A 20914-nucleotide genomic window follows, 5' to 3' on the forward strand; every position below is an offset into this window, starting at 1 on the left:
ATCGCCTCGCCCCGGGTCTTCCCGTTCGGGAGACGGGGCGATCGCGGAATGCTTGACAGCCCCATCGGTAAGAATTACTATAACATCAGCGGCTTTGGAAGGGATGTGAGGAAGGGACCCCGATGGAAGGCGTGGCGCCGCGTAGCCGGATCCGCTCCGTTGAAGATCGATGGGCAGGCTTCTCGGATTCCCCGCTTCGGATCGTCCGGAGCGAAGGCCTCGTTCGCGGGATCGGATGTAGATCTATCCCCCCCGGGGGGGTAAATTGCCTTCCCTTCGTGCCCTCCGACGTCCTCGTCAGGTGTGGCGGTCCCCGCTTGCCCGGGCGAGCCCGGTGGGCTTCCCCGCGCTTTCCGAGCCCCTTCGGGAATGCAGCGGGCATCTTCCTTAATCCCCTGGCGGTATCTCAGAGGGAGCGGTGTGCAGCCCCCCGACGTCGGGGATCCGGGTGGAGGAGGGGCACCGAAGGGGCGATCCCGGAAACCTTAAGGGAGGGGGAGTGGTGATACAGGAGCCTTCTCCGGCGAGCGGGGGGGTTCAGCCGATGGAGATCCCTCCGACGATCCGGGATCCCCTGCTGGAGTGGGTGGATTGCCTCCTGCGATCAGCGGATCCCGAGGAGGTGCTCCGGGAGGCCGCGGCAGCGCTGGGATCCCCGGGGCATGCGGTCGCCCTGGGGCTGTGGCTCCCGGATTCGGAGGGGACCTGTCTCCGGTTGGTGATCGGGACGGGGGCGCTGGCGGCCGCCGCCGGGATCCTAGAGCGGCCGCTCTCCGGCGAGCCCTCCTGCGGGGCCGTTTGGTCTTATCATTCCGGTCGGCCCTCGATTGAAACGTTCGACGCGCCGGCTATGCCGGCCGTCCGCCTGAATCTCCCCCTGCGCGCCCGGGAGGACGGGGAGCCCATAGGCGTGCTCACCGCCGAGGGGTCCCCCGCCTTGCGGACGGCAGAGGCGCAGCAACGGTTGCTCCTGCTGGCCCGCTGGCTGGCCGGGCTCCTGTCTGTGGGCGCCTCTGGATCGGCCGGGCCGCTGATGGCCCGACTGAACCGTCTGGCCCTCATGGTCAACGAGGAGATGGCCCTGGAGCCCCTGCTGCATCACATCGTCCGGGAGCTGGTGGAGCTGCTCCGGGGCGATCGGGGGGCGATCGCCCTGATGGCGGAGGGAGGGGATCACCTGGTGGTGGTGGCCGAACACAACCCGGCCGGGACGCCCTCGGGGCTGGGCGTGAGGATCCCCATCGCGGGGAATCCCTCGATGGAATGGATCCTGCGGGAGCGCCGGCCCCTGGCCATCCCGGATGTCCGGGATGCGATCCTGGGGCCCGTTGGGCCGGCTCTGGAGGCCTTGGGGATCCGCTCGCTGTTGATCATCCCCCTGGTGGTGGGGGAGCGGGTCATCGGGACCATCGGGGTGGACAGCGTGGGGCGCCCTCGCGTCTTCACGGAGGCGGAGCAGCATTTGGCCCAGGTCGTCGCGGCCCAGGTGGCGGGCGCGGTGGAGCGCGCGCGGTTGCTCGCGGAGGCGCAGCGTCGGGCGGCCCATTTGGAGGTCCTGCACACGGTGCTTCGGGAGGCGACGGCCGCGCCGGATCTGAACGCGCTGATGGAGCGGGCCCTCACGCAGCTTCGCGCGGCCCTGAAGGCCCCGATGGGGGCGATCTGGCTGCCCGGGCACGCGGTGGTGCATGGGCTTTCGATGGAAACGAGGCGACAGATCACTGAGGCGGTTCGCACGGCGGGCCTGGTGTTTCAGGGGCCGATCGCCGTGAACGACTGGCATGCACTCCCAATGGATCATCCGATGCAGCCGCTGCAGCCAGTGATCGCGGGGGTAGGGATCCGGGCCTCGGTGACCGTGCCGATCGGGCGGGCGGAGGCGCCTCTCGGCGGCTTAAGCCTGGCCGTCCCGGAGCCCCGGGTGTGGGGGCCGGAGGAGATCGCGCTGATGGAGGCGGTGGGGCGGGAGCTCGGCGCCGTGATGGAACGGCTGCAGCTGCTGGAGCGGCTGCGGGCCCAGACGGAGCGGCTCCACATACTGTATCAAACCGCCCGGGCGCTGGCCCACGGGGAGGAGGTGTTCGAGCTGCTGGAACAGGCCCTGGGGGAGATCCGGGCTCATCTGGAGGCCGATGCGGTGAGCGTATATGGAAGGGATGCGGCGGGCTCCGGGCTCCGGCTGATGGTCACCCAGGGTTTCTCCCCGATACCTCGGGTGGAACTGGGGGAGGCAGCCAGGACGATCACCGGTCGTGTCGGGGCGACCGGAGAGGCCCTGTGGGTGGAGGACTGCACGGCGTATCCGTATCCGCCGGAGACCCGGGCCATCATCGAACGAGAGGGGTTCCGCACCCATGCCGCGCTGCCCTTGCGCCATCAGGGGGAGATCCTGGGGGTGCTCCATGTGCTCTGGCGCCGGCCCCGTGCGCTGGATCCGGAGATCCGGGATCTGCTGCAGAGCCTGGCGGACCTGCTGGCCACAGGGATCCATCGGGCCCAGCTGCTGGAGCGGGCGCGTCAGGAGGCGGCGGAGCGGGCGGCCCTCAACCGGGCGCTGGGGGAGGCACTGCGGTTGCGGGAGGAGATGATCCAGAACGTCTCCCACGAGCTGCGCACGCCACTTACGGTGGCCATGGGGTATCTGGAGCTGCTGGCCGAAGGGGTGCTGGGTCCCTTGAACGCGGCCCAGCGGGAGGCCGTGGAGGTCAGCCGCGGGCGCCTGCAGGAGCTGCACCGGTATGTGGAGCTGCTGCTGACCATGCAGATGGCACGGGCGGCGGGGGAAGGGCGTCGGCAGCCCCTGGACCTGGCGGATCTGGTCCGGGAGGCGGCGCGGCGCCTTCAGGCCCGGCTGGATCCGGCTCGCCACTCGCTTCAGGTGGAGGTCCCGAAGGAACCCGTGTGGATGGTGGGGGATCCCGAAGAGCTGGCCTGTGCCATCGGGGAGGTTCTGGATAACGCAGTGAAATTCTCACCCGCAGGGGGGCGGATTGGGATCGCCCTCGCAGTGGGAGAGGGGGAGATCCTCCTGCGGGTGTGGGATGAAGGGATCGGTATCCCGCCGGAGCATCTGCCGCGGGTGGGGGAGCCGTTCTATCAGGTGGAGGGAGGCACCACGCGCCGCTTCAGCGGGATGGGGATCGGCCTGGCGGCTGTCCGGGCGATCCTCGAGGCCCACGGCGGTGCCTTCCACATCCGACCCCGATCCCCTCGCGGCACCGAAGTCCTCCTGCGACTCCCCTTGCACCGGGATCCGGAGCCCCAGACGTCCCCGCCGGATCCCGATCCCCGGGGCTGAGGGGTCGGGCCGCTGTGAGCCGTTGCCTGACCAGCGCGAGGCCCAGGGCGCTTATTGAAGACCGGAAAGTTCCGCGCTCTCCCTCGGGCTCTCCTGCTCTTTCAGGGCGGGGGCCGTATCGGACCCATAGATCCAGAACTCATTCAGCGTCTGGATCCATCCCACGCCTGGCAAGGCCGGAAGGCCCAGCTCCCTCCGCCCCTCTTGACAAGCGATTGATTTTGAATACAATTGAAGCCAAAGAATTCGAAACCATTCGAAACCCCCATGCGGTATCCGTATGAGCGGCGGCAGGCGATCCTGCGGATTTTGGAGGCCGAGGGGCGGGTCTCGGTGGCGGATCTCAGCCGCCGGTTTGCCCTCTCGGAGGTGACGATTCGGAAGGACCTGGCGTGGCTGGAGGCGCAGGGGTTGTTGATTCGCACGCATGGGGGGGCCCTGCCGGCGGATCGCAACCCGGTCGAGCTGGCGTTTGAAGTGCGGGAACGCCTGAACCGGGAGGAGAAGATCCGCATTGGGCAGGCGGCGGCGTCCCTGGTTCAGGATGGAGACAGCATCGCCCTGGATGCCAGCACGACGGCCATGTATCTGGCGCGGTTCCTTCGGGATCGTCGGGAGCTCACCGTGCTCACCAACGGCATCCGGGTGGCGATGGAGTTCGCCGGGCGGCCGGGGATCACCGTGCTGATGCCCGGGGGCATGTTGCGCTGGGAAGCTTTCTCCCTGGTTGGAACATGGGGCGAGGACCTCCTGCGGCGGATGCACATCCACAAGGCCTTCGTCGGCGCCAAAGGCTTGACCCTGGAGGAAGGGCTGACCGATGTGAACCCGGAGGAGGTCCGCCTCAAGCAGGCGATTGTGGAGACGGCCAAGGAAGTGATCGCCATTTTGGACCACACCAAGTGGGGCCGGGTGGCTTTCGCAACGTTCTGTCCTCTGGAGCGGATCCGGCTGGTGATCACGGACGTGCAGGCCCCGCCCGAGCTGGTCGAAGCTGTTCGGCGGAGGGGGGTGGAGGTCTGGCAGGTCTGAGTCCAATGACCCTTGCGTGGGAGGGGCAGCGATGGCGTGGCGGCGCTCTCGTCCGAACCATGGGCGGAGGGTCTGGTATATCCCGGATGGCTATCTCCCCCCGCTGTCCTCCGGGCCATCTGAGCTGGTCAGTCATGAGTCCCTCTGTCTGCTGAACCCCTCCCCGCAAGAAGCCCATGTCACCCTTACGGTTTACTTTGAGGATCGCGATCCCCTTCGCGGGATCTCCCTGAAGGTGCCGCCCGAGCGCACCTGGCATGTCCGGCTGGATCGGCCGGAGCAGCTGGGCGGCCACGTGATCCCCCGGGGTGTTCCCTACGCGTTGAAGGTGGAGAGCGATGTGCCCATCGTGGTGCAGCTCTCGCGCATGGATGTGACACAGCCGAACCTCGCCCTGATGACCACGATGGGCTATCCGGCGGAATGAAGGAGTGGGAGATGGATACGCCTCTCCTCGCGCTTCGGAACATCTATAAGGCTTTCCCGGGGGTTCAGGCGCTGGCCGGGGTTTCCCTGGACCTCCACGCGGGGGAGGTGCACGCCCTGGTGGGGGAGAACGGGGCGGGGAAATCGACGCTGATCAAGATCGCCGCAGGGGTTCATGAGCCGGACGCCGGGGAGATCCTGATCGGGGGGCGGCCGGTGCGGCTTCAGGGGCCCCGCCATGCGACGACCCTGGGCATCGCGGTGATCCATCAGGAGCCCTATCTCTTCCCCACCCTCTCGGTGCTGGAGAACCTGTTCGTGGGTTTTCATCCGCGCAGGGGGCCGCTGGGCCTGGTGGATTGGCGGGCGATGGCCCAGCGAGCAGAGGGCGTGTTCCGGGAGCTGGGGATCTCGTTGCCGCTGGATCGCCCGGCCGGGGAGCTCAGCGCCGCCCAGCAGCAGCTGCTCCAGATCGCCCGTTCCCTCCTTCAGGACGCGCGGGTCCTGATCATGGACGAGCCCACCTCGTCCCTCTCCCAGAAAGAGGTGGAGATCCTTTTCGGGATCATCGGGCGCCTGCGCCAGCGTGGGGTAGGCGTTCTTTATATTTCCCACCGTCTGGAGGAGGTCTTCGCGCTGGCCGACCGGGTGACCGTGCTGCGGGATGGCCAGTGGGTGGGGACCTATCCGATCTCCGCGGTCACGCCGGAGGCCTTGATCGCCCGTATGGTGGGCCGGGAGCTCACCCAGATGTTCCCCCATACGCCCCATCCCCCCGGCGAGGTCCGGTTGCGGGTCCAGGGTTTGGGGCGCCCTGGCCTCTTCGAGGGGATCTCCTTTGAGTTGCGGGCAGGGGAGATCGTGGGGATGGCCGGTCTGGTGGGGGCCGGTCGCTCGGAGGTTGCCCAGGCCATCTTCGGCATCCTCCCGCTGGAGGAGGGCTGGATCGAAGTGGATGGACGCCGGATGGTCCCCCGGGCGCCCTGGGAGGCGATGGCCGCGGGGATTTTCTACATCCCGGAGGACCGTCACCGGCAGGGGATCGTGGCGCCGCTCTCAGTGCGGGCTAACCTGACCCTGGCGATCCTGCGCCGGCTGGCCCGTTTCGGCTGGATCGATCGCCGCGCGGAGGACGCGCTGGTGGACGCCTATCGGGAGCGCCTGCGGATCCGCGTGTCGGATCCGGAGCAGCCCGTGGGCACCCTCTCTGGTGGCAACCAGCAAAAGGTGGTGGTGGCTCGTGGGCTGGCCACCCAGCCTCGCGTTCTGATCCTGGACGAGCCTACCCGGGGCATCGATGTGGGGACCAAGGCGGAGATCCACCGGTTGATGGATGAGCTGGCGGGGCAGGGGATGGCGATCCTGATGATCTCCTCGGAGTTGCCGGAGATCCTGGGGATGTCGGATCGCATCCTGGTGATGCGGGCCGGCCGTCTGATGGGCGAGTTGCGGCGGGAGGAGGCCACGCCGGAGCAGGTGATGGCGCTGGCCATGGGCCTGACCTCCAATGGCGGGGTCCAGGCCCCGGAGGCGCGCTGAGGGGGGAGCCCGATGGGGTGGAAAGGACGGGAGCCGTTTCTGTTGATCGTTAACGCGCTGCTGATCGTGATCTTGGCGGCCACCACGCCCTTTATGATGCGGCCGGACGCGGCGGGCGGCCGCGTGCTGGACCTGAGCGCGTTGCGTCTGCTACTGGACAACTACGCAGCGACGTTCATCGGGGCGGTGGGGATGACGCTGGTCATCCTGGCCGGCCAAATCGACCTATCGGTGGGCTCCGCCCTGGCCTTGTGTGCGGTGGTCGCTGCCCAGGTCTCCCAGATGGGATGGCCGGTTCCCCTGGCTTTCCTGGCTCCGATCCTGGTGGGGACGCTCATCGGACTGATCAACGGCGCTATCGTCGCCTACGGGCGGATCCACGCCATCCTGGTGACGTTGGGGATGATGACTCTCCTGCGCGGCCTGGTGGTTCACCTGGTCCCGGCGGGCTGGGTGGCGACCAGCGATGCCTTCAAGGGGGTGGGCCTGGCCCGGCCGCTGGGGGTTTCCACCTCAATCTGGATCGCTGCAGCCTTCGCCCTGGTGGTGGCCCTGGCCGCCCGTTACACGCGCTGGGGACGGGAGATCTATGCCGTGGGGAGCAACCCGAACGCCGCGGCCATCGTGGGGATCCGCCCCCACCGCATCTGGTTCACCGTCCTTCTTTTCAACGGATTTGCCATCGGGCTGGCCAGCGCCGTCCATGCCTCCCGCTTCGGGGTGATCCAGAACAACATCGGGCAGGGATTTGAGCTGCTGCTCATCACCGCAGTGGTCATCGGAGGGACCAGCATCTTCGGCGGCTATGGGAGCGTGGGAGGGACTCTCCTGGGGGTCCTGTTCCTGGCGCTGGTTCGTTCGGCGCTGATTTACTTCCGTATCCCTGCGCTCTGGGAACAGGCCGTTTACGGCGCCTTTCTGCTCTTCGCGGTAGGTCTGGACATCGCCCGGTCGCGGGCGTGGGCGCGGGCGTGGCGAGGGGGGACGGCATGAGGGAGATCCGGCGGCCGGGAGCGATCGCCCGGGGATGGACCCGGGAAGGGATCCTGTTGGGGATCGTGGCGGGATTGCTGATCGCCATCGCCCTGCTGACGCCCAAGTTCCTGACGGCCACCAACTTGCAGATCACCTCCCGCTATCTGGTGGAGGTGGGCCTGGTGGCCATCCCGATGACGATGATCATCCTGATCCGCGGGATTGACATCTCCGTGGGCTCCATCGTCGCCCTCACCACAATCGTCCTGGGGTTCTCGTGGAGCGTGTATCGGATCCCCATGGTCGCCGCGATCGCCCTGGCCCTGACGGTGGCGACCCTTTGCGGCCTCCTGAACGGGTTGGCCATCACCCGGTTGCGGGTTCCGGATTTGGTGGTGACCCTTTCGACCCTGGCGATCTACCGGGGGATCGCCGAGGGCCTCGGGGGTGGGGGGCGGGTCTATCTGTATGAGGATCCGATCATGCGCTTTCTGGGGGAGGGGCAAATCCTGGGGATCCCGGTGGGGCTGTGGGTGTTCCTGCCAGCGGTGCTCATCGCTGGACTGGTGCTGGACCGGACCGCCTGGGGGAGGTCGCTATACGCCATCGGGCATAACGAGACGGCCGCGCGCTTCGCCGGGATAAGGGTGGACCGGATCCGCCTGCTGGTTTACACCCTTTCCGGGCTGGCCAGCGGGGTGAGTGCCCTCTTTATGGCCGGACGCCTGGGGACGGCGCGGGCGACGGCCGGCCTGGGCCTGGAGTTCGAGGTCATCACGGCGGTGGTCGTGGGGGGGACGGCGATCTCCGGCGGGGAAGGGAGCATCTGGGGCAGCTTCCTGGGCGTGGTGATGGTCACCGCCTTGCGAAACGGCCTCAACCTGATCGGGGTGCCCTCCCCGATTCAGGCCATGATCATCGGCGCGTTGCTGATCCTGACGGTGCTGGTGAACGAGAATCTGCGCGTGCGCATCCGGGGATGGGTGCGCCCGGCAACGCCGGTGCCCGCGCATGAGGCGGAGCCGGCGCCCGCGGCGAACCCGTCTCCCCATGAAAGGAGGTGAGACCGCAGCATCCGGAAGCCCAATTCTTTGTTGCGACGGTAGTTCAGAACCCCAAATCTCAGGAGGAGGGAGGTTGCCATGAAGCGTCGTCCGTTGCCCTTGCTGATCGTCGGTCTGGTCATGGCCCTGATCCTGGCCCAGTGCGCGCCGGCGCCGACGCCGGCGGCCCAGCCGCCCGCTGCGGCGCCTTCCCCCACCGCCGCTCCTTCTCCTACAGCGGCTCCTGCGAAGAAGTTCGTCATCTACCATGTGCCGAAGGCGGTGGGCATCGACTACTTCAAGTCGGCCCATCAGGGCATGGAGGAGGCGGCGAAGGAGTTCGGCGACGTGGAGCTCCACTATGAGGGCTCCATCAACGCCAGCGCCGAGGAGCAGATCAAGGTGCTGGAGGACATCATCACCAAGAAGCCCGATGCCCTCATCGTCTCCGCCAACGACCCCCAGGCCCTGGTGCCGGTGCTCAAGCGGGCCCGCGAGGCCGGCATCACGGTGGTCACGTACGACGCCGATGTGCTGCCCGAGGCCCGCATCTTCTTCATCAACCAGGCCACCTTTGAGGGCATCGGCAAGGCCCTGATCGATGAAGCAGCCAATCAGGTGGGGCCGGAGGCCAAGATCGCCATCATCTCCACCTTCCCCACGGCCCCCAACCAGAGCCGCTGGGTGGAGGAGATGCAAAAGTATATGTCCCAGGCCTACCCCAAGATGCAGCTGGTGGACATCCGCTACGGGGAGGACGATCAGGCCAAGAGCCGTCAGCAGGCCACGGACCTCATCGCCGCCCACCCCGAGGTGCAGTTCCTGATCGTCCCGACCTCGGTGGGCTGCCCCGGCGTGGCTGACGCCCTGGAGGCGGCCGGCAAGGTGGGCCAGATCAAGATGACCTGTCTGGCCACCCCCAACGGGATGCGGGCCTACGTCAAGCGGGGCACCCTGGAGGCCTTCTACCTGTGGAACGTGGTGGACCTGGGTTATCTGGCGATGTATGTGACCCACGGGCTGCTGACCGGCGAGATCAAGCCCACGGATAAGACGGTGAAGGCCGGCCGGCTGGGCGAGCGTGAGGTTGGCCCGGACAACGTGATCCTGCTCGGCCCGCCCTTCCGGTTCGACAAGAACAACATCGATCAATTCAACTTCTAAATGCGCGGGTATGGGGGAGGGCCTCTTCGGCCCTCCCCCGGCTCGACAGGGCTTTCCGTTCGCTCAGACGAGGGGGGAAGCCATGGCGGGGGTGCCTGGCTATGAGGCCCTGGCGGAAACCTTGGCCCGCCGGGGCGTGGATGTAGAGGCGGTGAAGGCTGCCCTGAAGCGGCAGCGGATCGAGACGCCCTCCTGGGGTTATGGCAACTCCGGCACTCGTTTTAAGGTGTTTCCATGGCCGGGGGCAGCCCGGAACATCTACGAGAAGCTGGCGGACGCGGCGGTGGTGCATCGATTCACCGGCGTGTGTCCCACGGTGGCCATCCACATCCCGTGGGATAAAGTGGAAGATTGGGAAGGCCTGCGGCAATACGCCGCCAGCCTGGGGCTTCAGATCGGGGCGGTGAACCCCAACCTGTTCCAGGACGACGATTACCGGCTGGGCAGCGTCTGCCATCCGGATCCCCGGGTGCGGCGTCGGGCGGTGGAGCACATGCTGGAGTGCATCGAGATCGCCGAAAAGGTCGGCTCCTCCATCCTGAGCCTCTGGTTCGCCGACGGCACCAACTACCCCGGTCAGGACGACTTCCGGGCGCGCAAACATCGCATGCTGGAGGCTCTCTCGGAGGTCTACCGCCGGATGCCGCCGGGGATGCGAATGCTGATCGAATATAAGTTCTTCGAGCCGGCCTTCTATCACACCGATCTGGCGGACTGGGGGATGGCCTATGTCATCGCAACCCACCTCGGGCCCCAGGCCCAGGTCCTGGTGGACACCGGTCACCATCCCCAGGGGACCAACATCGAGCACATCGTGGCCTTCTTGTTAGATGAGGGCCGGTTGGGGGGCTTTCATTTCAACAATCGGAAATACGCCGACGACGACCTGATCGTCGGGTCCATCAACCCCTTCGAACTCTTCCTGATCTTCAATGAGCTGGTCGCAGCGGAGCAGGACCCGCGGACGGCGGAGACGGCCCGGGCGGTGGCTTACATGATCGATCAGTCCCACAACATCGAGCCGAAGATCGAAGCGATGATCCAGTCGGTGGTGAACATCCAGACGGCCTACGCGAAGGCGCTTCTGGTGGATCGACAGCGGCTGCGGGAGGCGCAGGAGGCGGGCGACGTCCTGGAGGCCCACCGGGTTCTCCTGGAAGCCTACGAGACCGACGTGCGTCCGCTGCTGGCCCAGGTCCGTCTGGAGATGGGACTGGATCCAGATCCGGTGGCCGCTTTCCGACGGAGCGGATACGCAGAGAAGGTGGCCCGGGAACGGGGGATCGCCGTTGCGGCCAGCGGCTACCCCGGCGCATCTTAACCTTGGAATTCAGGGCCGCTCCCTGAGCTCTCGGTTTCATCCGGATTTGCCTCAGGAGGGATGGAGGATGCCGCGCAACCTCTGGAAGGAAGAGGAAGCGGCGGGCTTGAGCGAGCTGGAGCTTCTGGTCTACCGCTCCCGCCTGCTGGGGGCCGATCGAAGCGTGTGCAACATCTTCGGGGGCAACACATCGGCCAAGACGATAGAGCTGGACTTCCGGGGCCGCCCCGTTCGCACGCTGTGGGTGAAGGGCTCCGGGTCGGATCTGGCAACGATCACGCTGAAGGGCTTCGCGGCGCTGCGGTTGGACGACGTGTTGCCCCTCATGGAGCGGGAGAGCCTCTCCGATGAGGAGATGGTGGAGTATCTTTCCCACTGTTATCTGAAGCCAGGGATGCCTCGCCCCTCCATTGAGACGCTGCTGCACGCCTTTATCCCCGCCCCCCACGTGGATCACACCCACCCGGACGCTATCGTGAGTCTGGCCACGTCGGAGAACGGACCGGAGCATGTGCGGCGTCTCTTCGGCGACCGCGCGGTCTGGGTTCCCTATGTGCGGCCGGGGTTCACCCTGAGCAAATGGATCGCCGAGGCGGTGCGGGCCAACCCGCAGGCGGAGTGCGTGGTGATGGCCAAGCACGGCCTGGTGACCTGGGGGGAGGATGCCCGTTCCTGCTACGAGAACACCATCCGGATCATCCAGGAGGCGGAGGATTACATCGCCGAGCAGGCGATGGGCCGTCGGATCTTCGGCGGGGTGCGCGTCCCCGCGTTGCCGGAGGATCGGCGCCGGGAGATCGCAGCGAAGCTGCTGCCGATCCTGCGGGGCGCGGTAAGCCGGGAGCGCCGACATATCCTGCGCTACGACGACAGCCCGGAGGTTCTGGATTTCGTGGGCAGCGAGGGAGCCCGGGAGGTCGCTCGAGTGGGTTCCGCATGCCCGGATCATCTGGTGCACACCAAGCATTGGCCGTTGTTTGTGGAGTGGGATGGCTCTGACGTGGAGGGGCTAAAGGCCTCCCTGGTCCGGGAAGTTGAGCGCTATCGGGAAGAGTATGTCCGTTACTTTGAAGCGCACCGGGGCCCCCAGGACACGATGATGGATCCCTCCCCGCGCATCATTCTCATCCCAGGCCTCGGGCTGATCGCCACCGGGAAGGACGCGTTTATGGCCGGTGTGGCCCGGGATCTCTATCACCGGGCCATCGCGGTGATGCGTGGAGCCACCGCCCTGGATCGTTTTGTCTCCCTCACGCCGGCGGAAGCCTTCGCGGTGGAATACTGGCCGCTGGAGCTGTACAAGCTGACCCTCCGTCCTCCTGAGCGAGAGCTGGCGGGCCGGGTGGCGGTGATCACCGGAGGGGCTTCCGGCATTGGCCGTGCGACGGCGTATCGCCTGGCCCAGGAAGGGGCCCACGTGGTGATCCTGGACATCAACCGGGAGGGCGCGGAAGCGGTGGCCGCCGACCTCGTCTCCCGCTATGGGGAGGGACGGGGGATGGCCGTGCCCTGTGATGTCACCGATGAGGCTCAGGTCGCCGAAGCCTTCCGCCGCACGGTTCTGGCATATGGAGGGGTGGATATTGTGATCAACAACGCGGGCATCGCCCACTCAGCCCCGGTTACGGAGACCTCGACGGCGGATTGGGATCGCCTGTATCACGTGCTGGTGCGCGGCTATTTCCTTGTGGCCCGCGAGGCGTTCCGGATCTGGAAGGCGCAGGGGATCGGGGGGAGCATGGTCATCGTCGCTTCGAAAAACGCTTTGGTCGCCGGGAAGAACACCGCCGCCTATAGCTCCGCCAAGGCCGCAGAGGTGCATCTGGCCCGCTGTCTGGCCGAGGAGGGAGGCGAGATCGGGGTTCGTGTGAACGTGGTCTGTCCCGATGCCGTGATCCGGGGTTCCAGCATATGGGACACGCGCTGGCGGGAGGAGCGGGCGCGCACGTATGGGATCGCCCCGGAGCAGCTGGAGGAATATTACCGCCAGCGCACGACCCTCAAGGTCAACGTGTATCCGGAGGACGTGGCCGAGGCCATCCTCTTCTTCGCCTCCGATCGCTCGGCGAAGACCACCGGCGGGATCCTGACGGTGGATGGAGGGGTTCCCGCTGCCTACGTTCGCTGAGGGGGACATCTTCCAAACCAGAGATGGCCGGCGCTCAGGTTGCTCAGACCGACGGCACAGGGCACGGAGGGTTGGCGCATGCTTCGTCTGGCGGCCATCGACCTGGGGGCGGAGAGCGGACGGGTGTTCCTGGGGACGTTCGATGGGGAACGCCTGTCCGTCGAGGAGATCCATCGTTTCCCGAACGTCCCGGTTCGGGTTCAGGGCACCCTCTATTGGGACATCCTTCGCCTCTTCGAAGGAGTCCGGGAAGGTTTGCTCCGGGCCGCCCGGGTTTCCGGAGGGCGCATCGCTTCGGTGGGGGTCGACACCTGGGGGGTGGATTTCGCCCTGCTGGACCGCCAGGGCCGGCTGATCGGGAACCCGGTGCATTATCGGGATCGCCGCACCGAGGGGATGATGGAGCGGGTTTTCCAGCGCATCCCCCGCGAGGAGATCTACCGCCGCACCGGGATCCAGTTCATGCCGATCAACACCCTCTATCAGTTGTTCGCCATGGTGGCGCGGGAGGATCCCTGGCTGGAGATCGCCCACACCTTCCTGACGATCCCTGACCTTTTCCATTACTGGCTGAGCGGGGTGAAGGCCTGCGAGTTCACCAACGCCACGACCACGCAATGTTACGATCCCTTGGCTGGGGATTGGGCGCGGGATTTGCTGGGACGTCTGGGGATCCCCACCCACCTTTTCCCCGAGATCGTGCCCCCGGGGACCATCCTGGGGCCGCTCCAGCCGGAGCTGGCGCAGGAGCTGGGTCTTCCCGAGACTCAGGTGGTCGCGCCGGCCAGCCACGACACTGGCTCCGCGGTGGCCGCTGTCCCCTTCCAGCATCCCGATGCGGCTTATATCAGCTCGGGGACGTGGTCCTTGGTCGGCGTGGAGGTCAGGGCCCCGGTGATCCGGGAGGAGGCCCTGGCGGACAACTTCACCAACGAAGGGGGCGTGGGAGGGACCTTCCGGCTGCTGAAGAACGTGATGGGGCTGTGGCTGCTTCAGGAGTGCCGGCGCACATGGACCGCCCAGGGACAGCAATGGGATTATGAGGCTCTGGTTCGTCTGGCGGAAGCGGCCCCTCCGCTCCGATCGCTCATCGATCCGGATGATCCGCGATTCCTGCCTCCAGGAGAGATGCCCGCACGGATTCAGGCGTTCTGCCAGGAGACCGGCCAGCCCATCCCAGAGGAACCCGCGGAGATCGTCCGCTGTATCCTGGAGAGCCTCGCCCTGAAGTATCGATGGGTGATCGAGCGCCTAGAGGCCCTGCTCGCACGTCCCATCCCGCTGATCCACGTAGTCGGCGGCGGATCCCGCAATGCCCTCCTCTGTCAGTGGACGGCGGATGCCGCCGGACGCCCGGTGCTGGCCGGGCCTGCCGAAGCCACGGCGCTGGGCAACCTCATCGTGCAGGCGATGGCCCTGGGCCATCTCTCCAACCTCGAGGAGGCTCGCGCGGTGATCCGGCGCTCCTTCGCTCCGCTTCTCTATGAGCCCCGCGCTTCCTCCACCTGGGAGGAGGCTTACCAGCGCTTTGTCACCCAGATCCTTCCCGCTGGAAGGAAATGAGGATAGAGACGACCCAGCAGGTCGCCCCTGCCGGATCGAACGGCGATCGCCGCTTCCCGGTGCGCCCGATGGAGGCATGTCGCCTGAGGTAAACTGGGGAAGCGGCGGTGATCCACCAGCCTGATCCGCCCAGAGGAGGAGAGACGATGAGCGTCCCCAGCCCGGCCTTTCGCGCGCGCATCCGCCAGGGGCTCTCCGATACCGTCCTCCAGGAGGCGCTGCAGCGGGCCACCCGATCCTTCCAGATCAGCCGTGAGCAGGCGTTCGCGGACCTCCCGGACGCCGAGGCGGTCCGCGACCGCGCCCGCGCCATCCGCGCCCACACCATCGCCCACCTGGACCGCTACCTGGAGCAGTTCGCCCGGGCGGTGGAGCGACACGGCGGGAAGGTCTTCTGGGCCGCCACGGCGCAGGAGGCGTGCGATTACGTCTTGGGTCTAGCTCGGGCCCGGGGCATCTCCTTGGTCGCCAAGAGCAAGTCCATGGTCAGCGAGGAGATCGGCCTCAACGCCGCCCTGGAGGCCGCCGGGATCCGGGTGGTGGAAACAGACTTGGGGGAGTTCATCATCCAGCTGGCCGGGGAACGCCCCTCCCACATCATCACCCCGGCCATCCACAAGCGGCGGGAGGACGTCTCGCAGCTCTTCCAGAAGCATCTGGGGATGCCCCCTACCGACGAGATCCCCGCCATGACCGCCGCGGCCCGCCAGGCCCTGCGCCAGATTTTCCTGGACGCCCGCATGGGGATCAGCGGGGTCAACTTCGGGATCGCTGAGACGGGGACCCTGGTGCTGGTGACCAACGAGGGCAACGGCCGGATGGTGACCACCCTGCCGCCCATCCACGTGGCCCTGATGGGCATCGAGCGGGTGGTGCCCACGTGGGAGGACGCCGAGATCCTGTTGCGGGTGCTGGCCCGCAGCGCCACCGGACAGGCCCTCACCGCCTACACGTCGTTCCTCACCGGCCCCCGTCGACCCAAGGAGCCCGATGGACCCGAGGAGCTGCACGTGGTGCTGGTGGACAACGGCCGCTCCCGCTGGCTGGGCACCCCGTTGGAGGAAGCGCTGTACTGCATCCGTTGCGGGGCCTGCCTGAACGCCTGCCCGGTCTACCAGGCCATCGGGGGCCACGCGTACGGCAGCGTGTATCCCGGGCCCATTGGATCCATTGTCACGCCCATGCTGGGGGACGGAGCCGGCGCGGAGCTCGCTTACGCCAGCAGCCTGTGCGGGGCCTGTCAGGAGATCTGCCCAGTGCGCATCGCCATCCCCGATCTCCTGATCCGTTGGCGGCAGATGGAGGCCGGCCGCCTCCTGCCGGCCTGGGAGCGGGCCGCCCTCTGGGCTTACGCTCGAATCGCCCGCCACCCCGCGGCCTGGACGCGGCTCGGCCGCTGGGCGATGGCGCTCCTGCGTCGCCTGGGGCGAGGGGGATGGCTGCGATGGGGCCCCGGGCCCCTGCGGGCCTGGACGGCGGTCCGGGATCTCCCCGTCCCGCAACGTCCGGCTTTCCGGGAGTGGTGGGCCTCCCGGGGAGGAGGTGTCCCATGACCCATCCGGTGCTGGAACGCGTTCGTCGGCAGGTCACCCGGCGGCCGATGCCCTCCGGGCCGGTCCCGCGGTGGCCCCTGGACGCGCCGCGGGGGAGCGCGGCCGCCCTCGAGCGGCTTCAGGCGGCATGGACAGCGGTGGGCGTGGCCTTCGTCCACTGCCCCACCGAGGCCGCGGCCTTCCGGGAGATCGTCGCCCGGCTGCAGGAGCGGAAGGTCCGGCACGTGCTGATGGATGCGCGCACCCACCGCGCGTATCCCGGCCTGCGGGAGGCTCTGGAGGACGCCGGGCTGACGGTGATGAGCGGCGGCCTTCCCCGGGAGGAGGGGCCGCGCTACCTGGGGCTGGGGCGCTGGGCGACGGCCGAGGCCGGCATTACCGAGGTGGTGGCTGCCTTCGCGGACACCGGGACGCTGTGGGTGGCCGGGGGCGCGGGGAGGATGCGCTGCGCCTCGCTGTTGCCGCCGCTGCACATCGCCTTGGTCCGGCGGGCCCAGGTCTTTCCGTGTCTGGCCGCCTGGCTGGCGGAGGCCCGGGCCTCCGGGGCGCTGATGGAATGGGTGGAGGAAAGCAGCGCGCTGATCGCCATCACGGGGCCCAGCCGGACCTCGGACATTGAGAAGACGCTGACGCTGGGGGTGCATGGGCCGCGGGAGGTGATCGCCTTTCTGATCGAGGAGGCCGTATGAGCCCGACGGTCCAGCTCTTCGTCACATGCCTGGTGGACTGGCTGCGGCCGGAGATCGGGATCGCGACCGTGCAGTTGCTGGAAAGGATCGGCGTCGCGGTGCGCTTCCCGGAGGCCCAGACCTGTTGCGGACAGCCCGCCTTCAACGTGGGGCGCTGGGGGGAGGCCCGGGCCATGGCCGAACACTGGGTGCGGACCTTCGACCCCGAGCTCCCGGTGGTGGCCCCCTCCGGCTCGTGCGTGGCGATGATCCGCCACGGCTACCGGGCGCTCCTGGAGGGACATCCCCTTTACAGGCGCTGGGAGGCCCTGGCGGCCCGCACCTATGAGCTCAGCCAGTATCTGGTGGACGGGTTGGGGATCGAGGACCTGGGGATCCGGCGCGCGGGAACGGTGACTTATCATCCTTCGTGCCATCTCCTGCGGATGCTGGGGGTGCGGGAGGCACCGGAGCGGCTGATCCGGGCCACGGGGGCGGAATATCGCCTGCTCCCGGAGGCGACCGCCTGCTGCGGCTTCGGGGGGCTCTTCTCCCTGCACTTCGAGGAGGTCTCCGGCGCGATGCTCGCCCGCAAGATCCAGGCCATCCGCTCCACCGGCGCGGAGGTGGTCCTGGGGTGCGACTGGAGCTGCCTGATGCACATCGGCGGCGGGCTGCACCGCCAGGGCCTGCCGGTCCGCGCTCTGCACCTCGCCGAGTGGCTGGCGGGGGGGGAATGACCCGATGGACCTGCACGCCCTGCGGGAACGCCTGATCGCTTTCTTCGCTGACCAGCCGGACGTGGCGGCGGCGTATCTGTTCGGATCCGTGGCCCGCGGGAAGGCCACGCCGCGCTCGGATCTGGACGTGGCGGTCTTGCTGGCGCCCGCGCCCTCGTCCCCCCAGGAAGAATGGGAGCGCCGGGAGGCCCTGTCGAAGGCCCTCAGCCGGATCGTGGGCCGCCCGGTGGATGTGGTGATCCTGAACCGGGCTCCTCCGCTGCTCTGCCATCAGGTGCTGCGGGAAGGCCAGCGGATCTACGAGCGGGATCCGGAGACCCGGATCGAGTTCGAGGTGCGTGTGGGAAAGATCTACGCGGATCTCCGGCCGATGTGGGACTTCTTCGATCGGATCCTGGAACAGGAGCTGGAGGAGGGTCGCCTTGGGGAGCTCCGACGACATGATTCGGGAAAGGCTTCGCTGGCTGCGAAGCGAGGTCGCCTATCTAAAAAGCGAAAGGGATAAAATCCGCTCGTTCCAGGTATACGTCCAGGATGCTCGCCTGAAACGCGCGGTCGAACGCACGGCGAAGGGGACCCGGGGCGATGGGGGACTTTGACCCAACGCAACGTCTCGGGGGGGAGATCCGGGCATCCTCTCGTTGGATCTCCGGCCGGAGGCATCCCGCATGCGGACGCTGTATTTCATCACCGTGGGCTTGCATCTGCTGGCCGCGATCTTCTGGATCGGGGGACTGCTCTTCCTGGCTCTAACGGTGGTCCCGGTGGTCCGTCGGCCGGCGTTCCGCGCGCTCTCCTCCGCGCTTCTGGAGGCCATCGGCCTGCGGTTTCGAAGCCTGGGCTGGATCGCGATGGGAGTTCTGGTCCTCACCGGCCTGATCAACCTGCTCGCCCGGGGGGTGACGCCGGCGCTCCTGATGGATCCCGCCTTCTGGGGAGGCTCCTTCGGGCGGGCGCTGGCGGGGAAGCTGCTCACGGTGGCTCTGGTCATCGGCTTGAACGCGTTGCACGATTTCTGGGCCGGCCCCCGGGCGACCCGGGCCCTCGCGGTCGACCCCGAGGGGGCGGAGGGGGCGCGCTGGCGGCGCCTCGCCTCCTGGCTGGCCCGCCTGACGCTGCTGGCCAGCCTGGGGGCGTTGACCTTCGCCGTCTTCATGGTGCGGGGTTGGCCGTGAGGCGGGGAGGAGGCGAGGATGCCGCGGCTCACCCGATGGTTCATCCGCGCGGCGCTGGCGCATCTGATCGCCGCTCTGCTTCTGGGGGCGTTGTTGGGAGGGGGACGGGTGCTCTCCCTGCCGCCGATCCTGGCCGCGGCCACCCCGGTGTATTTCCATCTCCTGATGCTGGGCGGGGTCGCCCAGTTCATCATCGGGGTGGCCTGGTGGATGTTCCCGCCGCTTTCTAAGGAGCGTCCCCGGGGGAACGAGGCCCTGGCCTGGGCGGTCTTCTTCCTGCTGAACGGCGGGTTGATCCTGCGGGCGATTTGTGAACCATGGGTCGCGGTGGATCCGCAGCCGATCGCCCGCGGGGGGCTGTTCTTGAGCGCCCTGGCCCTGGTGGCGGCCGGATGGATCGTCGTGGGCCTGCTCTGGCCCCGGGTGAAGGGGAGGTGAGATGCCGCCCTTGAGCCGGTATATGGTCCGCCTGGCGCTGCTCCATCTGGCCCTCGGCTTCTTTTTCGGGGGCCTGATGCTCGCGCACAAAGCCTTCCCGATCGCGCCGTGGGCGATGCGGCTGCTCCCCTGGCACATCCACAGCCTGCTGATCGGCTGGACGATCCAGCTGGCCTTTGGGGTGGCTTACTGGATCTTCCCGCGGTTCGCCCTGGAGCGGCCGGGGGATCCGCGGGGGCGGGCGGGATGGGCCTGGGCTTCCCTGGTGCTGCTGAACGCTGGGGTCCTGTGCGCCGGCCCGGCGGGGGCGATGGGCTGGGGGCCCGGGCTCGCCCTCGGGTCAGCCATGGAGACCCTGGGGGTCCTCGCCTTCGTCGTCCATCTGTGGCCCCGGGTGCGCCCCGCCATTCTATGATCCAACCGGATGCCGTGGCGAGCCGGGATCCGATACAATAGGAGCCTTGAGCGCGGCGCGGATTCCGTTGTAACCCGGGAGGCGCTCGATGTGGGATGTGCCCATCGTCTGGATCGCGGCCTTTATCGCCGGGGCGATGAACGCCGTCGCCGGCGGGGGGACGCTGGTGTCCTTCCCCGCGCTGGTGTGGCTGGGCCGCCCGCCGATCCTGGCCAACGCCACCAACACCGTGGCCTTGCTGCCCGGCTCCATCGCCGGGGCCTTCGGCTTCCGGCGGGAGCTCCCGAAGCTCCGCCGCTGGCTCCTGATCCTGTTCTGGCCCTCCCTAATGGGCGGCTTCCTGGGCTCGTATGTCCTGCTCCACACCCCGGAGCGCCTCTTCCGTGACATCATCCCGTATCTGTTGCTGTTCGCCACCGTCCTCCTGATGGTCGGCCCCCGGTTGCAGCGTTGGATCCCCCGCCCCGCTGGACCGATCTCTCCGTGGCGGTGGGCGGCCCTGGCGTTCTTCCAGCTCCTGGTGGGCTTTTACGGCGGCTATTTCGGGGCAGGCATCGGCATCCTGATGCTGGCCGCGCTGGAGCTGATGGGCCTGGAGGACATCCATCAGATGAACGCCCTCAAAAACGTGCTGGCCTTCACCATCAACGGCATCGCCGCCCTGTATTTCATCCAATCCCATGCGGTGCTCTGGGGGGATGCGCTGTGGATGGCCGTGGGGGCGATGGCGGGCGGATATGCCTCCTCCACCATCGCGCAGCGCGTGGATCGAAGCTGGGTGCGCCGCACGGTGGTCGCCATCGGCTTCCTCGTGGCCTTCCGCTCGTTCTTCCGTTGAGCTCGCTCAGGGAGAGCTCTCCTCCGGAACGAGCACGAGGTCAAACTGCCCCCGCGTCTGGCCGGGCTGCGGGTAATACTGGGTCACCAGCACCCGATGCCCTTCCGCGGTAACCCGGATGTGGATGTGGGGCGGGCGGCCGCCGTAGGATGGCGGGAAGTGGCTTTCGAAGGCATAAGCGCCCCGCTCGTCGGCGAAGACCGTGGCCCGATACGCGTCAGCGTAGCGCCCGTCCGGCCCCGCCAGCCAGAACTCGATGCGCGCGCCCGGCAGCGGCCGGCAGCCCCGGCTGGAGCGCACCACGCCCACGAGCCGGAACCCCTCGCCGACTTTGGAGCGGACCGGTGCCCCCGGCCGATAGAACGGCCCCAGGGCGTCCGGTGGGGTAGGAGCGCAGGCCTCCGGCTCCGGGGTGGAAGGTGGTTCGGTGGGTGAGGGTGGCGGGGTTGTGGAGAGCGCCGGAGGCGGCGCCTCTGGGCGGATCGTCGCCGGTGTGAAGGCCGGGCGCGTCGGAGAGTCCTTCTTCCCCGGGATCGGCGCGCAAAGGCTGAGAAACCCGAGCATCGCCAGCAACCATCCGGCGCGATGCATGCATGCC

The 20914-nt window shown here is 67.8% G+C and carries 19 protein-coding genes; 18 read left to right on the forward strand and 1 reads right to left on the reverse strand.

Going from position 1 to position 20914, the window contains the following annotated elements:
• Positions 1 to 544 precede the first annotated feature (544 nt).
• The 18 genes from CFB18_RS16265 (at position 545) to CFB18_RS07000 (ending at position 20316) form a co-directional block, all read left to right on the forward strand.
• Positions 545 to 3298 (forward strand): sensor histidine kinase, encoded by a 2754-nt coding sequence (locus tag CFB18_RS16265; protein ID WP_088571068.1) that lies wholly within the window; start codon positions 545 to 547, stop codon positions 3296 to 3298.
• Between the two features lie 267 nt (positions 3299 to 3565).
• Complete coding sequence (locus CFB18_RS06920) at positions 3566 to 4330, forward strand: DeoR/GlpR family DNA-binding transcription regulator (RefSeq protein ID WP_088571069.1); 765 nt, start codon at positions 3566 to 3568, stop codon at positions 4328 to 4330.
• Positions 4331 to 4361: 31 nt separating this feature from the next.
• Complete coding sequence (locus tag CFB18_RS06925; protein ID WP_088571070.1) at positions 4362 to 4757, forward strand: sensory rhodopsin transducer; 396 nt, start codon at positions 4362 to 4364, stop codon at positions 4755 to 4757.
• Between the two features lie 11 nt (positions 4758 to 4768).
• On the forward strand, positions 4769 to 6295 hold the full coding sequence (locus CFB18_RS06930; protein WP_200808116.1) for a sugar ABC transporter ATP-binding protein: 1527 nt from the start codon (positions 4769 to 4771) through the stop codon (positions 6293 to 6295).
• A 12-nt stretch (positions 6296 to 6307) separates the two neighbouring features.
• On the forward strand, positions 6308 to 7288 hold the full coding sequence (locus CFB18_RS06935; protein WP_088571072.1) for an ABC transporter permease: 981 nt from the start codon (positions 6308 to 6310) through the stop codon (positions 7286 to 7288).
• Positions 7285 to 8334, forward strand: a complete 1050-nt coding sequence (locus tag CFB18_RS06940) for an ABC transporter permease (RefSeq protein WP_088571073.1) — start codon at positions 7285 to 7287, stop codon at positions 8332 to 8334. Before CFB18_RS06935 ends, CFB18_RS06940 begins: the two co-directional genes overlap by 4 nt.
• A gap of 78 nt (positions 8335 to 8412) precedes the next feature.
• Positions 8413 to 9477 carry an autoinducer 2 ABC transporter substrate-binding protein gene (locus tag CFB18_RS06945; protein WP_088571074.1) on the forward strand — a complete coding sequence of 355 codons (1065 nt, stop codon included), beginning with the start codon at positions 8413 to 8415 and terminating at the stop codon, positions 9475 to 9477.
• 82 nt (positions 9478 to 9559) lie between these two features.
• Entirely contained in the window at positions 9560 to 10798 is a 1239-nt protein-coding gene (rhaI, locus tag CFB18_RS06950) for an L-rhamnose isomerase (protein WP_088571075.1), read from the forward strand.
• A 67-nt stretch (positions 10799 to 10865) separates the two neighbouring features.
• Entirely contained in the window at positions 10866 to 12926 is a 2061-nt protein-coding gene (locus CFB18_RS06955) for a bifunctional aldolase/short-chain dehydrogenase (protein WP_088571076.1), read from the forward strand.
• A 78-nt stretch (positions 12927 to 13004) separates the two neighbouring features.
• Positions 13005 to 14489, forward strand: a complete 1485-nt coding sequence (gene rhaB / locus CFB18_RS06960; RefSeq protein ID WP_088571077.1) for a rhamnulokinase — start codon at positions 13005 to 13007, stop codon at positions 14487 to 14489.
• A gap of 146 nt (positions 14490 to 14635) precedes the next feature.
• On the forward strand, positions 14636 to 16042 hold the full coding sequence (locus CFB18_RS06965; RefSeq protein ID WP_088571078.1) for a LutB/LldF family L-lactate oxidation iron-sulfur protein: 1407 nt from the start codon (positions 14636 to 14638) through the stop codon (positions 16040 to 16042).
• Complete coding sequence (locus CFB18_RS06970; protein WP_159461620.1) at positions 16039 to 16731, forward strand: LutC/YkgG family protein; 693 nt, start codon at positions 16039 to 16041, stop codon at positions 16729 to 16731. Before CFB18_RS06965 ends, CFB18_RS06970 begins: the two co-directional genes overlap by 4 nt.
• Positions 16728 to 17450, forward strand: a complete 723-nt coding sequence (locus CFB18_RS06975; protein ID WP_088571080.1) for a (Fe-S)-binding protein — start codon at positions 16728 to 16730, stop codon at positions 17448 to 17450. The genes CFB18_RS06970 and CFB18_RS06975 overlap by 4 nt, the downstream gene beginning before the upstream one ends.
• 4 nt (positions 17451 to 17454) lie before the next feature.
• The gene (mntA, locus tag CFB18_RS06980) at positions 17455 to 17955 is read left to right on the forward strand and encodes a type VII toxin-antitoxin system MntA family adenylyltransferase antitoxin (protein ID WP_088571081.1); all 501 of its coding nucleotides are present in this window, start codon (positions 17455 to 17457) and stop codon (positions 17953 to 17955) included.
• Positions 17956 to 18118: 163 nt separating this feature from the next.
• Positions 18119 to 18625 carry a DUF4149 domain-containing protein gene (locus CFB18_RS06985; RefSeq protein WP_088571082.1) on the forward strand — a complete coding sequence of 169 codons (507 nt, stop codon included), beginning with the start codon at positions 18119 to 18121 and terminating at the stop codon, positions 18623 to 18625.
• An 18-nt stretch (positions 18626 to 18643) separates the two neighbouring features.
• Complete coding sequence (locus CFB18_RS06990) at positions 18644 to 19063, forward strand: hypothetical protein (RefSeq protein WP_088571083.1); 420 nt, start codon at positions 18644 to 18646, stop codon at positions 19061 to 19063.
• Between the two features lies 1 nt (position 19064).
• Positions 19065 to 19478 carry a hypothetical protein gene (locus tag CFB18_RS06995; RefSeq protein ID WP_088571084.1) on the forward strand — a complete coding sequence of 138 codons (414 nt, stop codon included), beginning with the start codon at positions 19065 to 19067 and terminating at the stop codon, positions 19476 to 19478.
• Positions 19479 to 19566: 88 nt separating this feature from the next.
• Entirely contained in the window at positions 19567 to 20316 is a 750-nt protein-coding gene (locus tag CFB18_RS07000; RefSeq protein ID WP_088571085.1) for a sulfite exporter TauE/SafE family protein, read from the forward strand.
• A 6-nt stretch (positions 20317 to 20322) separates the two neighbouring features.
• Here CFB18_RS07000 and CFB18_RS07005 read toward each other — a convergent pair whose 3' ends face one another.
• Complete coding sequence (locus CFB18_RS07005; protein ID WP_088571086.1) at positions 20323 to 20907, reverse strand: dioxygenase family protein; 585 nt, start codon at positions 20905 to 20907, stop codon at positions 20323 to 20325.
• Between the last annotated feature and the right edge of the window lie 7 nt (positions 20908 to 20914).

Source organism: Thermoflexus hugenholtzii JAD2 (assembly GCF_900187885.1).
Classification (GTDB): Bacteria; Chloroflexota; Anaerolineae; order Thermoflexales; family Thermoflexaceae; genus Thermoflexus; species Thermoflexus hugenholtzii.